The 12,547-nt window shown below is 65.1% G+C and carries 11 protein-coding genes and 1 pseudogene; 8 read left to right on the forward strand and 4 right to left on the reverse strand.

Translation table 11 applies throughout. The annotated features are described in order from the left end of the window. Nucleotides 1-94: 94 nt before the first annotated feature. Nucleotides 95-1,114 (reverse strand): zinc-binding alcohol dehydrogenase family protein, encoded by a 1,020-nt coding sequence (locus AB4Y84_RS03355; protein ID WP_312787553.1) that lies wholly within the window; start codon nt 1,112-1,114, stop codon nt 95-97. 358 nt (nt 1,115-1,472) lie between these two features. On the opposite strand from AB4Y84_RS03355, the gene AB4Y84_RS03360 reads away from it, so the two are divergent. The 4 genes from AB4Y84_RS03360 (at nt 1,473) to AB4Y84_RS03375 (ending at nt 4,543) form a co-directional block, all read left to right on the forward strand. Further along, entirely contained in the window at nt 1,473-2,564 is a 1,092-nt protein-coding gene (locus AB4Y84_RS03360; protein WP_025878092.1) for an OmpA family protein, read from the forward strand. A 219-nt stretch (nt 2,565-2,783) separates the two neighbouring features. Then, complete coding sequence (locus AB4Y84_RS03365) at nt 2,784-3,290, forward strand: hypothetical protein (protein WP_100551657.1); 507 nt, start codon at nt 2,784-2,786, stop codon at nt 3,288-3,290. A gap of 20 nt (nt 3,291-3,310) precedes the next feature. Then, complete coding sequence (locus AB4Y84_RS03370) at nt 3,311-4,120, forward strand: pseudouridine synthase (protein WP_363730061.1); 810 nt, start codon at nt 3,311-3,313, stop codon at nt 4,118-4,120. A gap of 84 nt (nt 4,121-4,204) precedes the next feature. Then, complete coding sequence (locus tag AB4Y84_RS03375; RefSeq protein ID WP_088101157.1) at nt 4,205-4,543, forward strand: hypothetical protein; 339 nt, start codon at nt 4,205-4,207, stop codon at nt 4,541-4,543. A gap of 123 nt (nt 4,544-4,666) precedes the next feature. Here AB4Y84_RS03375 and kbl read toward each other — a convergent pair whose 3' ends face one another. Then, nucleotides 4,667-5,872 (reverse strand): glycine C-acetyltransferase, encoded by a 1,206-nt coding sequence (gene kbl, locus AB4Y84_RS03380; protein ID WP_154879464.1) that lies wholly within the window; start codon nt 5,870-5,872, stop codon nt 4,667-4,669. 210 nt (nt 5,873-6,082) lie between these two features. Between kbl and AB4Y84_RS03385 the strand changes: the two genes are divergently transcribed. Beyond that, nucleotides 6,083-6,775 carry a TorF family putative porin gene (locus AB4Y84_RS03385; RefSeq protein ID WP_032977413.1) on the forward strand — a complete coding sequence of 231 codons (693 nt, stop codon included), beginning with the start codon at nt 6,083-6,085 and terminating at the stop codon, nt 6,773-6,775. A gap of 196 nt (nt 6,776-6,971) precedes the next feature. On the opposite strand, the gene tdh is transcribed toward AB4Y84_RS03385, so the two are convergent. Next, nucleotides 6,972-7,994 carry an L-threonine 3-dehydrogenase gene (gene tdh, locus AB4Y84_RS03390; protein WP_032952044.1) on the reverse strand — a complete coding sequence of 341 codons (1,023 nt, stop codon included), beginning with the start codon at nt 7,992-7,994 and terminating at the stop codon, nt 6,972-6,974. A gap of 397 nt (nt 7,995-8,391) precedes the next feature. On the opposite strand from tdh, the gene AB4Y84_RS03395 reads away from it, so the two are divergent. Continuing rightward, on the forward strand, nt 8,392-10,554 hold the full coding sequence (locus AB4Y84_RS03395; RefSeq protein ID WP_442249769.1) for a S46 family peptidase: 2,163 nt from the start codon (nt 8,392-8,394) through the stop codon (nt 10,552-10,554). Between the two features lie 126 nt (nt 10,555-10,680). On the opposite strand, the gene AB4Y84_RS03400 is transcribed toward AB4Y84_RS03395, so the two are convergent. Then, complete coding sequence (locus AB4Y84_RS03400) at nt 10,681-11,337, reverse strand: hypothetical protein (protein WP_205406360.1); 657 nt, start codon at nt 11,335-11,337, stop codon at nt 10,681-10,683. A gap of 193 nt (nt 11,338-11,530) precedes the next feature. Here AB4Y84_RS03400 and AB4Y84_RS03405 point away from each other — a divergent pair, with 193 nt between their 5' ends. After that, the gene (locus AB4Y84_RS03405; RefSeq protein WP_312786814.1) at nt 11,531-12,175 is read left to right on the forward strand and encodes a histidine phosphatase family protein; all 645 of its coding nucleotides are present in this window, start codon (nt 11,531-11,533) and stop codon (nt 12,173-12,175) included. A gap of 42 nt (nt 12,176-12,217) precedes the next feature. Beyond that, nucleotides 12,218-12,547: pseudogene (locus tag AB4Y84_RS03410) on the forward strand (bifunctional folylpolyglutamate synthase/dihydrofolate synthase); the annotation flags it as partial.

Genomic DNA, 12,547 nt, shown 5'->3' on the forward strand with positions numbered 1-12,547 from the left:
GGGGGGGGGGGCTGTTTCCACCCTATCCCCGAAACAGGCCGTTCAATAGATACAGATGCCGGCCAATCCACTGCGACAGGCTGTGGGTGGTGAATCAGTCGTCCCAGCCGGCCAGCGCCAGCTTGCCGATGGTGCGGCCGTCGGCCAGACGTTGATGCGCGGCATCCAGGTTGGCCGCAGTGATCGGGCCCAGCACTTCGCTCAACGTGCCGCGCAACTGGCCCGCGTCGATCATGCTGGCGGCGCGGTTGAGGATGCGGTGCTGCTCAATGCGGTCGGCGGTGGCAAAGCGCGCGCGGGCGAACATGAATTCCCAATGGATGCCGATGCACTTGGCCTTGTAGGGATCGCCGATGCGCAGCGGGCCGCGGGGTTCCACGATCAGGCCTACATGTCCCTGTGGTGCCAGCAGCTGGCCCAGTTCGTCCCAGTAGTGATCGGTGTCGGCCAGGTTGAGTGCCACCTGCACTTCGTCGATGCCAAGCGCCTGCAGCTGCGGCAACAGGGGCTGGCGATGGTCGATGACATGCTGGGCGCCCATCCGCCGGCACCAGTCGATCGAGGCTTCACGCGAGGCCGTGGCAATGACCTCAAATCCCGCGTGGTGGGCCAGCTGGATTGCCATCGAGCCGACGCCGCCTGCACCGCCGATCACCAGCAGGCGCTGGCCGGCGTGGCGGCGATCGTCAAGCTGCAGGGGCATGCGCTGGAACAGCAGTTCCCAGGCAGTGAGGGTGGTCAGCGGCAGCGCGGCTGCTTCGGCGAAATCGAGGGTAGTCGGTTTGCGTGCCACCAGTCGCTCATCCACCAGCTGATACTGCGCATTGCAGCCAGGGCGGGTGACATCTCCTGCGTAGTAGACCTCGTCACCGGAGGCGAACAGGCTGGCCTCCTCGCCCATCGCTTCGACCACCCCTGCCGCGTCCCAGCCGAGAATGCGCGGGGTTTCCAGCGACGCGGCTGACGTACCTGCACGCAGCTTCCCATCCACGGGATTGACGGAAAGTGCTTCGACACGGATCAGCAGGTCACGGCCACGCGGCGGCGACGGCGGCGGCAACACCAGATCGCGCAGGGCAGGGGCGGATTCACGGCACAGGGCGACGGCTTTCATTGCAGCTCCAGCTCGGTTCCTGTCTGCATCATAAGGTTCCTCACCTCGATGGGCGCGCGCTGAACCGCTTTGGGATAACCCGCGCCAAATCTGACGCATCTGGCCGTTAAACCCTTCCAAACCCTTGTGGTGCGTGGGTCTTGCGGATTTTCATCATCCTGTATAGGGTTTCAACGTCGGACCGGTGGCCGGTCGTGCGCGGCGCTTCACATGTTACGGGACTGTTAACATGACCTTCACCCGCCTGAGCATAATGTTCGCGGCGGTGGCGTGCTGAATCGGCTGTCTGAACATCGACGCAGTAGTGCTGGCCCATGCCTCTACCGGTTTCATACCCCCGAAATAGGAGCTGTACTCAATGAACAAGAAGATCCTTACTGCCGCGCTGCTGGGCGGTCTGGCTTTCGCCCAGGCTGCGTCGGCGCAGGAGTTCGATGACCGCTGGTACCTGACCGGTTCGGCCGGCTTCAACTTCCAGGACAACGACCGCCTGACCAACGACGCTCCGTTCGTGACCCTGGGTCTGGGCAAGTTCATCAGCCCGAACTGGTCGCTGGATGGTGAGCTGAACTACCAGAACCCGAACTTCGACGCCAACCAGGATCAGAACTGGTCGCAGTACGGCGTGTCGTTCGATCTGCGTCGCCACTTCATCAAGGAAGGCCGCGGCTGGAACCCCTACATCGTGGGCGGCCTGGGCTACCAGAAGTCGGAAGAAGAGTACCCGGCTCTGGACACCAACGGTCCGCGTGAGCGCAAGGACGGCAACCTGGCTGCCAAGCTCGGCGTCGGCCTGCAGACCACCTTCGACAAGCGCGTTGCTGTCCGCGCCGAAGTGGCCTACCGCGCTGACTTCGACGACCAGAGCATCGCCGCGCGCGACGAAAGCTGGTTCGGCGACGTGCTGGCTTCGGTCGGCGTCGTGATCCCGCTGGGCCCGGCCCCGGTGGCTGCTGCTCCGGCTCCGGCTCCGGTTGCCCCGAGCTGCGCCGACCTGGATGACGACGGTGACGGCGTCAACAACTGCGACGACAAGTGCCCGAACTCGCAGCCGGGTCAGACCATCGGTCCGGACGGTTGCCCGGTGCCGGTCTCGATCGACCTGAAGGGCGTGAACTTCGACTTCGACAAGTCGAACCTGCGTCCGGACGCTGTGGCCATCCTGAGCGAAGCCACCGAGATCCTGAAGCGTTACCCGGATCTGCGCGTTGAAGTTGCCGGTCACACCGACTCGAAGGGTACCGACGCTTACAACCAGAAGCTGTCGGAGCGTCGTGCTACCGCGGTGTACAACTACCTGACCAAGAACGGCGTCGACGCTGGCCGTCTGGCCGGTCCGATCGGCTACGGCGAGAGCCGTCCGATTGCGCCGAACACCAACCCGGATGGTTCGGACAATCCGGAAGGTCGCGCCAAGAACCGTCGTACCGAGCTGAACGTCCAGAACTAAGTTCTGACGCTCTGCCAGTAAGACACAGCAGGACCCGGCTTCGGCCGGGTCTTGTTGTTTGTGCGGTCCGGAATGATGAATCGGCGTCGCCAGAGGTGACCGTTCGTCGGTAATTTGCTTATGAAACCAATGAGTTGCCGTATTCATTGAAAGTGGCGCTTGAAAGATGACGTGGCATTGCTAAACTCGCCGCGTCACTTCCTTCCGTGGATGCCCCTCATGCTGCGCTCTGCATCGGCTGCCGTTCTGGCGCTGGCCCTGGTTCCCGCCGCTCACGCTGCGGTCGATTGCTCGGTCAACACCAGCGCTTCGCCGCTGCCGTTGCCGGCCACCGCCATCGCCCCGGTGGCTGATGAGCTGTATATCCGCAGCAGCCAGCTGGGCATGTCCAGTGGCGTGCTGGGCAGCAGCTACGATCCGTCGCAGTCGCTGGACCAGGTGCTGCAGCGGTTGCGCATCGATGGCTGCCAGAACATCGCCAAGGCGATTCCGAGCGCGCCGGCGGTGAAGCCGAATGATCCGGCCGCGTACAAGCCGCAGACCGAATTCGACAACACGCCGTGGCGCTTCGACATGAGCCAGAACGGCAAGCGCATGACCGCCGAAGAGTTCGACGCCTGGATGAAGGCGCGCGGCGTGCGCGTGGTCAAGGCGCGTCCAGTTCCGGCAGCCACCCCGGCCGCAGCCGAAGTGCCGGCTGAGACCAAGCCGGTCGACAAGAAGTAAGCGCGGCGGGGAGCAGAGGCTTGCGCACGCGCCGCCCACCTGCTGCCCCCGCTGCCCGCTCCCACGTTGCGCGTGGGCGTGCGAATCCCCCTGCGGTTTCCGCTGGCGTGCGCCATGGCCTGGCGCGCGTGTTGTCCAAGGCGGGTGTGTGCTCGCGCAGCGAGGCCGCGCGCTGGATCGCCGATGGCCGCGTTCGTGTCGCCGGGCGCATCGTCCGTGATCCGGAATTCCCGATTGCCAGCCCGGCGCCGCCGATCGAGGTCGACGGCCAGCCGATGGGCGCACCGCAACGCCTGTACGTGATGCTCAACAAGCCGCGCGGGGTGGTCACTACCGTGCAGGACGAGCGCGGCCGCGACACCGTGTACCGCTGCTTCGATGGCGCCGGCCTGCCGTGGATCGCGCCGGTCGGTCGCCTGGACAAGGCCAGTGAAGGCCTGTTGCTGTTCAGCAACGATCCGCAGTGGGCTGCGCGCCTGACTGATCCGGAGACCGGCCTGCAGAAGACCTACCACGTGCAGGTGGATCGCCTGCCCGACGAGGACACCCTGGCCGCGCTGCGCGCCGGTGTCGAAGACGAGGGCGAGTTCCTGCTTGCCCTGGCCGTGCGCGTGCTGCGTAGCGGCGACAAGACCGCCTGGCTGGAGGTGGTCCTCGACGAGGGCCGCAACCGCCATATCCGTCGCCTGCTGGCGGCCTTCGACCTGCAGGTGCTGCGCCTGGTCCGGGTTGCGATCGGAGAGCTCACGCTCGGCGATCTCGGCAAGGGCCAGTGGCGGGCGCTGGAGGTCAGCGATCAGCAGCGGCTGGGGGCCGCTGCACCGGGCTGAGTGATGCCCACGGCCGGCGCTTGCCGGCCACCGTTCCAGGCGTAGGGGGCGCCTGGTTGTCGAATGTCCAGAACGGAGCCTGCCATGTATCACCCGACCCTCAAGCAAACCCTGCGCTGCGCCAGCCTGTTGTTGCCGATCGTGCTGTTGACGGCCTGCGGTGGCCACAAGAAGGCGGCCAAGGCTGATCGCCCGGCCGAAACCCCGGTGGTTGAAGTAAAGACCCCGGAGCTGGATGGCCGCGGCAGCTATCGTTTCATGATGAGCAACGGCGACCAGAAGATGACCGCCGACCAGTTCGATGCCTGGATGAAAGCCAATGGCATCCGCGTTGCCAAGGGCAACGGGCAGGATGCTGCCGCCAAGCCGGTGGTGGTCGCCAGCAAGGACGAGCCCAAGGACAAGAAGAAAAAGAAGAAATAAGGCCTGGCAGGTGCCGACCTTGGTCGGCACGCCCTGATGGGTAGCGCCGGGCCCGTGCCCGGCGAGCGCATGGCGCGGCTATCGGGAAACCGCCGGGCATGGCCCGGCGTTATCCGTGGGTGATCAGCCCTTGATCACGCCCAGCTCGACGCCGATGCGGGTGAACGCATCGATTGCCCGGTCCAGATGCTCGCGGCTGTGCGCTGCGCTGATCTGGGTGCGGATGCGCGCCTGGCCCTTGGGCACCACCGGGAAGAAGAAGCCGATCGCATAGATGCCTTCTTCCAGCAGCCGCTCGGCGAATTTCTGCGCCAGCGGTGCGTCGTACAGCATCACCGGGCTGATCGGATGCACGCCGGGCTTCACGTCAAAGCCGGCAGCGGTCATCTTCTCGCGGAAGTAGGTGGTGTTGGCGGCCAGGGTGCTGCGCAGGTCATCGGCCGCGGCCAGCATCTCGAACGCCTTGATGCCGGCGGCGACCACGTGCGGCGGCAGCGAGTTGGAGAACAGGTACGGGCGCGAGCGCTGGCGCAGCAGCTCGATCACTTCGGCGCTGGCGCAGGTGAAGCCACCCAGCGCGCCGCCCATGGCCTTGCCCAGGGTGCCGGTGATGATGTCGATCTTCTCCAGCACGCCCTTGACCTCGGCCGAGCCGCGGCCCGTCGCGCCGAGGAAGCCGGTGGCATGGCATTCGTCGATGTGCACCAGCGCGTTGTACTTCTTCGCCAGCGCGGTGATCTCGTCCAGCGGCGCGATGAAGCCGTCCATCGAGAACACGCCGTCGGTGGTGATCAGCTTGGTCTTGCAGCCGGCCGCATCGGCGGCCTGCAGCTGCGCTTCCAGGTCGGCCATGTCGCAGTTGGCGTAGCGGAAGCGCTTGGCCTTGCACAGGCGCACGCCGTCGATGATCGAGGCATGGTTCAGTGCATCGGAAATGATCGCGTCGTTCTCGCCCAGCAGCGGTTCAAACAGGCCGCCGTTGGCGTCGAAGCAGGCCGCGTACAGGATGGTGTCCTGCTTGCCGAAGAAGTCGGCGATCTGCTTCTCCAGCTGCTTGTGCAGGTCCTGGGTGCCGCAGATGAAGCGCACCGATGCCATGCCGAAACCGTGGGTATCCAGCGCGTCCTTCGCGGCCTGGATCAGGTCGGGATGGTCGGCCAGGCCGAGGTAGTTGTTGGCACAGAAATTCAGCACCTTGCGGCCGTCTTCCAGGGTGATCTCGGCGGACTGGGGGCTGGTGATGATCCGCTCGGACTTAAACAGGCCCTGGGCGCGGATGGCGTCCAGTTCCTCAGCATAGTGGCGGGTCAGGGCGGAGGAGTCGGTCATGGCGTGGGCACGGCTCAGCACGGGAAACCACTGATTCTACCGGGCATCGATGGCTGCGGACCGGGCCGGATGGGGCGCCGCCATGGCCGGCACATGTTGCATCGCAATAGCAAACGGGTTAAAAATTCGTGAACCGGGGCTGTCTGGCTCCGGTCGCTGCGCCCGCTGCAGATCCCGCCTTCCACGCCACCGACCCCACCGGAGACGCCCATGAAGCACGCCCGTGCCTGCCTCGCCATTGCCGCCGCCCTGACCCTCGCGCCGTTCGCCGCCAGCGCCCAGGACAACGAATCTCCGTACAGCTGGAACGTCACCGCCGTCTCGGACTACCTGTTCCGTGGTGTGTCRCAGACCGATGAGGATCCGACCCTGCAGGCCGGCTTCACCTACACCAGCCCGGTCGGCCTGTATGCCGGCGTCTGGGGCTCGGGCGTCGACTTCGGTCCGGGCGATCCGAAGACCGAGGTCGACTACCTGATCGGCTACGGCGTGGACGTCACCGAGCGCGTCAACTTCGACGTGCTGCTGAACCGCTACACCTACCTCAAGGCCAGCCACCAGAACTACAACGAGCTGATCACCACCACCACGCTGGACGACACCTACAAGCTGACGGTGGCCTACAGCAACGATGTGTGGAACAGCAGCACCGACGGCTGGTACTTCGGCCTGGGTGGCAGCTGGGGTCTGCCGAAGGACTTCACGCTCAACGCCAACGTCGGTCGCAGCACCTTCGAGGACGGTATCGCCAAGGACTACACCGACTGGAACGTCGGCGTCGCCCGCCAGTTCGGCCTGTTCAATGTCGGCCTGGGGTACTACGGCACCGATGGCAACGGCCGCGACAACTCCGGCAAGCTGGCCCACAGCCGGGTGATGCTGAGCGTGGCCGTAGGCAAGTAACGCCGCAGGCGTTACGGTAGTGCCGGCCGCTGGCCGGCAACACCAAAGGAAAAGGCGCCCAATGGGCGCCTTTTTCAATTCCTGCCGCGTTCCTGACCCCGGCTGGGTGAGAGCCCCCTTGTTGTTCAAGGGGGCGCGCCGCAGGCGCGGGGATAAGGAAACCTGCGCGGATTCAACGTGGCGAAGCCACGATGAATCAATTCCAGCTGAGGACCACCTTGCCGGCCTTGCCTTCTTCCATCAGGTCGAAGCCCTTCTGGAAGTCGTCGATCGGCAGCTGGTGGGTCATCACCTTGCCAAGCGGGAAGCCGGACAGCACCAGCTGGGTCATCTTGTACCAGGTCTCGTACATCTTGCGGCCGTAGATGCCCTGCACGGTCAGGCCCTTGAAGATGATCTTGTCCCAGTCGCAGCCGGCGCCCTTGGGCATGATGCCGAGCATGGCGATCTTGCCGCCGTGGTACATGCAGTCGAGCATGTCGTTGAACGCGCGCGGATTACCGCTCATTTCCAGGCCCACGTCGAAGCCCTCCATGTGCAGTTCCTTCATCACGTCCTTCAGCGACGTGTTGGCGACGTTGACCACGCGGGTGGCGCCCATGTCGGCGGCCAGCTTCAGGCGGAAGTCGTTGACGTCGGTCACCACCACGTTGCGTGCACCGATGTGCTTGCAGATGCCCGCGGCGATGATGCCGATCGGACCCGCGCCGGTGATCAGCACGTCCTCGCCGATGACGTTGAATTCCAAGGCGCAGTGCGCGGCATTGCCGTACGGGTCGAAGAAGGCAGCCAGCTCGGAGGGGATCTGGTCGGGGATCGGCCACAGGTTGCTGGCCGGCATCACCATGTATTCGGCGAACGCACCGTTGACGTTGACGCCGATGCCGACGGTGTTCGGGCACAGGTGCGGACGACCGCCGCGGCAGTTGCGGCAGTGGCCGCAGACGATGTGGCCTTCGGCCGACACGCGCTGGCCGATCTCGTAGCCGGTCACGCCCGGGCCGATCTCTGCGATGCGGCCGACGAACTCATGGCCGATGGTCAGGCCCGGCTTGATCGTGCGCTGGCTCCATTCGTCCCACAGGTAGATGTGCAGGTCGGTGCCGCAGATCGCGGTCTTTTCCAGCTTGATCAGGACCTGGTTGGGGCCCGGGGTCGGCACCGGAACCTCTTCCATCCAGATGCCCTTGGCCGCTTCGCGCTTGACCAGGGCCTTCATCGTTTGCTGCGCCATCGGGGTGGAACTCATCAGGGGGAAAGCGCGGATTATAGGGCGCCACGCGGATTTCCCATGTTGCGCTGCGGGTGCAGTGGTGGAACGAAAGCAGTGCGCAGGCGGGCGTTTCGAACGTACTGCAAATAGCAGCGCCTTCCTGATTCGGAGGGAGGGGCGTGGTCATCCTGGCCGGGACACGCAAAAGCCCCTCCATGGTGCTCGATGGCGCCATCCTTGGCGCCAATGGTCCCGGCCAGGGTGACCACGCCCTCTCTGGACGGTTCCCGTGCGCGCGGCCGACCTGCGCGCGGTGGAGCGAGGTGGGCCCATGACTTCCGGGGTTCGGGGCGGGGCAGGGTGGCGGGCTACAATCGAGGGTTCCACTACCAGGGGCCGCTCCATGCGCTCGAACCTGCTTGCATTCTCCGTCGTCGCCAGCCTTGGGCTGGTCCAGGTCGCCCATGCCGCTGAAGGCATGTGGGTGCCGCAGCAGCTGCCGGAAATCGCCGGCCCGCTGCAGAAGGCCGGCTTGAAGCTGTCCCCGGAACAGCTGGCCAACCTGACCGGCGACCCGATGGGCGCGGTGGTCGCGCTGGGCGGCTGCACCGCCAGCTTCGTCTCCCCGCAGGGCCTGGTGGTCACCAACCACCACTGTGCCTACGGTGCGATCCAGCTGAATTCGACCGCGCAGAAGAACCTGATCAAGGACGGCTTCAACGCGCCCAAGCTCAGCGACGAACTGAGTGCCGGCCCGAACGCCCGCGTGTTCGTGCTCGACCAGATCACCGACGTCACCGCCCAGGCCAAGGCGGCCATCGCCGGCGCCGGCAAGGATCCGCTGGCCCGCAGCCGCGCGCTGGATGCCTTCGACAAGGCCCAGGTCGCCGCCTGTGAAGCCGATGCCGGCTTCCGCTGCCGCCTGTACAGCTTCTCCGGCGGCAACACCTACCGCCTGTTCCGCAACATGGAAATCAAGGACGTGCGCCTGGTCTACGCGCCCCCGGGCAGCGTCGGCAAGTTCGGCGGCGATGTCGACAACTGGATGTGGCCGCGCCACACCGGCGATTTCTCGTTCTACCGTGCCTACGTCGGCAAGGACGGCAAGCCGGCGGCGTTCTCGGCCGACAACGTGCCGTACCAGCCCAAGCACTTCCTGAAGTTCGCCGATACGCCCCTGGGCGCCGACGACTTCGTGATGGTGGCCGGCTACCCGGGCCGCACCAACCGTTACGCGCTGGCCGGTGAGTTCAACGAGACCGCCAGCTTCACCTACCCGACCATCGCCAAGCACTACAACGCGGTGCTGAAGATGATCGCCGACGCCGGCAAGGCCGACGCCGACGTCAAGGTGAAGTACGCCGCCACCGCCGCCAGCATGAACAACGTGGCCAAGAACTACCTGGGCCAGCTGGAAGGCTTCAAGCGCATCGACGCCGCCGGCCAGAAGCAGGCCGAAGAAGCCGCCGTGCTGGCCTGGCTGAAGAAGCAGGGCGCTGCCGGCAAGCCGGCGCTGGCTGCGCACGCGCAGCTGCTGCAGCACCTGGACACCAGCAAGTCGACCCGCGAGCGCGACCTGTTCGTYGGCCAGTTCAACAACACCTCGGCCGTTGGCGCGGCGATCACCCTGTACCGCCTGTCGATCGAGCGCAGCAAGCCCGACGCCGAGCGCGAAGCGGGTTACCAGGACCGTGACCTGACCACCATCGAAGGCAGCCTGAAGCAGATGGATCGCCGCTACGTGGCGAAGATGGACCAGCAGCTGCAGACCTACTGGCTGGACCAGTACGTGGCCCTGCCGGCCGCGCAGCGCGACAACGAAGTGCTGAACACGTGGCTGGCCGGCAGCGATGCCGCTGCGGTGAAGTCGCTGGTGGCCAAGCTGGGCGGCACCGAGCTGGGCAGCCTGGACAACCGCCTGACGTGGTTCAAGGCCGACCGCGCTGCGTTTGAAGCCAGCAATGATCCGGCCATCCAGTACGCGGTGGCGGTCATGCCGGCGCTGCTGAAGCAGGAAGAGCAGAAGAAGATCCGCGAAGGCGAATCGCTGACCGCGCGTCCGCTGTACCTGCAGGCCGTGGCCGACTACAAGAAGAGCCAGGGCGAGTTCGTCTACCCGGACGCCAACCTGTCGCTGCGCATCACCTTCGGCAACGTCATGGGCTACGGCAAGGACGGCRTGAAGTACACCCCGTTCACCACCCTGGAAGGTGTTGCGGCGAAGGAAACCGGTGAAGATCCGTTCGACTCGCCGAAGGCGCTGCTGGATGCGGTCAAGGCCAAGCGTTATGGCGGCCTGGAAGACAAGCGCATAGGTTCGGTGCCGGTGAACTTCCTGTCCAATCTGGACATCACCGGCGGCAACTCCGGTTCGCCGGTGCTCGATGCCAACGGCAAGCTGGTCGGCCTGGCCTTCGACGGCAACTGGGAATCGGTCAGCTCCAACTGGGTGTTCGACCCGGTGATGACCCGCATGATCGCTGTCGACAGCCGCTACATGCAGTGGATCATGCAGGAAGTGGCGCCGGCGCCGCAGCTGCTGAAGGAACTGAACCTAGCGAAATAAGGTAGTGCCGGCCGCTGGCCGGCAACCCCGGCAGCCACTGCCGGGCGGTGCATCCACGCATGGCGTGGATCTACTGCACTGCTCAAACCCCGCGACGTCTGTCGCGGGGTTTTTTTGTCAGCAGCCCTAAGCGGTTTCCCAGGGAACTGGTCGTCCCATCCCCGACACATCGCTGCCTGCTCCGAGCACTCGACAGTGATTCCAGTAGTCATCTTCCGAGCCTTCGAGGCTGTCGAGATGCAGGCGGACGGATGGGAGAGGCCAGCTGTGCTCCATTGCAGCCAGCGCGATCAGCTGTTCGCATACGTCATCGTCCGGTGCATCCAATCCGGACAACAAGTGCTCGAACGCTTCATAGAACTCTTCCTCGGGATCGTTCAGGGCGGCGATTTCGTCCATTTCAATCGAAATGTACTCATAGGGTGCATCTTCAATCAGCCGCTCAAGCATGCTCACGTAGGGAGCAAGATCACCAATGCCCGCGAATGCCTGGACGATGCCTGCGTGGCGCCGCCGCAAGGTATCGAGCACTTTCTGCTTGGGTGCCGAGGGTGCCCGGCCAATCACAACTTCGCCATCGACTTCGAATTCGGCGCGCTGGAAATCTGCAGGTGTAAAAAGTGCCGGCCACAGTAACGGTATGCAGTAGACATCGTTCGCCAGCGTCTGGACGTCCGAATCGTACTCATCGGCGAAGCTGGGATAGATGCCGGGCAAGGGGCTGGAGCACAGATAGGATCGATTTGACATGGATCGGCCTGCAAAAGCCTCAAGCATGGACATCGGTTGCCGGCGATACCATCAGATTCCTTGCATATTGCGAAGTGTACGCGGCTGTCCGTTTCGAGGTTGTTGGGTGTGCTGTGATCCCGGCCGTCCGGCCCGGTCCGCCGAACAGGTATCATCCCTGTTCCGCGTACTTCACAGGATGTGAACGAAACGCGGAAACCTCCTCCCCCCAGGACCCCTTGCACGCATGCGCATCCTGCTTGCCCGTCACGGCGAAACGCCGTGGAACGCCGAAGGCCGCTACCAAGGCCAGATCGACATCCCGCTTTCGCCCATCGGTGAGGCCCAGGCGCAGGCGCTTGGCGCCCGCCTGGCGTCGGTGGACATCACCCGTGCGGTGGCCTCGCCGCTGTCGCGCGCCCAGCGCACCGCGCAGCTGGCCCTTGGCGCCGCACGCGCCGACATGCTGCTGACCGAGCCGGAACTGCAGGAGATCGCCCACGGTGAGTGGGAAGGTCTGCTGGCCAGCGAAATCAACGAAAAAGATCCGTCGCGCCTGCAGGCCTGGCGCAATGAGCCGGACACCGTGCTGATGCCGGGCGGCGAATCGCTGCGCCTGGTGCTGGAGCGCAGCTGGCGCGGCCTGGCCCGTGCCGCTGAAGGCCTTGGCGAACACGACACGCTGCTGGTGGTCGCCCACGACGCGGTCAACCGGGTGATTCTGTGCAAGGTGCTGGGCCTGCCGCTGTCGCGCCTGTGGACCTTCCGCCAGGCACCGACCACGCTCAACCTGCTGGAAGGCCCCGATCTGGACAGCCTGGAAGTGGTACGCCTGAACGACTGCGCCCACCACACGCCGTTCTTCGGTGAAGCCAAGCACCGCGCACTCTGAATTTCCTGTCCTGAACCACCTGTACCTGTTGGAAGCCTTGCCGTGAAGAACACCCCGACCACTCTGGCCGATTGGCTGGATTACATTGAACGCCAGCACCCGGCCAGCATCGACATGGGGCTGGAGCGCGTGCGCACCGTGGCCACCGCGATGGGCCTGGGCACGCCGGCCAGGCACACCATCGTGGTCGGTGGTACTAACGGCAAGGGTTCCACGGTCGCCTTCATCGAGGCCATCGCGCGTGCTGCGGGCTGGAAGGTCGGCGCGTACACCTCGCCGCACCTGCTGCGCTACAACGAGCGCGTGCGCATCGATGGCCAGGATGTCGATGACGCCGCACTGGTGGCCGCGTTCAACACGGTCGAGGCAGCG

The sequence above is a fragment of the Stenotrophomonas sp. 2YAF22 genome (assembly GCF_052114665.1).
Taxonomy (GTDB): domain Bacteria; phylum Pseudomonadota; class Gammaproteobacteria; order Xanthomonadales; family Xanthomonadaceae; genus Stenotrophomonas; species Stenotrophomonas indicatrix.

What these genes read in the sequence shown, in the direction of transcription:
- AB4Y84_RS03365 (WP_100551657.1), top strand. Translation starts at nt 2,784, where the DNA reads ATGCTGCGCTCTGCATCGGCTGCCGTTCTGGCGCTGGCCCTGGTTCCC.
- AB4Y84_RS03360 (WP_025878092.1), top strand. Translation starts at nt 1,473, where the DNA reads ATGAACAAGAAGATCCTTACTGCCGCGCTGCTGGGCGGTCTGGCTTTC.
- AB4Y84_RS03355 (WP_312787553.1), bottom strand. Translation starts at nt 1,114, where the DNA reads ATGAAAGCCGTCGCCCTGTGCCGTGAATCCGCCCCTGCCCTGCGCGAT.
- kbl (WP_154879464.1), bottom strand. Translation starts at nt 5,872, where the DNA reads ATGACCGACTCCTCCGCCCTGACCCGCCACTATGCTGAGGAACTGGAC.
- AB4Y84_RS03405 (WP_312786814.1), top strand. Translation starts at nt 11,531, where the DNA reads ATGCGCATCCTGCTTGCCCGTCACGGCGAAACGCCGTGGAACGCCGAA.
- AB4Y84_RS03400 (WP_205406360.1), bottom strand. Translation starts at nt 11,337, where the DNA reads ATGTCCATGCTTGAGGCTTTTGCAGGCCGATCCATGTCAAATCGATCC.
- AB4Y84_RS03375 (WP_088101157.1), top strand. Translation starts at nt 4,205, where the DNA reads ATGTATCACCCGACCCTCAAGCAAACCCTGCGCTGCGCCAGCCTGTTG.
- tdh (WP_032952044.1), bottom strand. Translation starts at nt 7,994, where the DNA reads ATGAAGGCCCTGGTCAAGCGCGAAGCGGCCAAGGGCATCTGGATGGAA.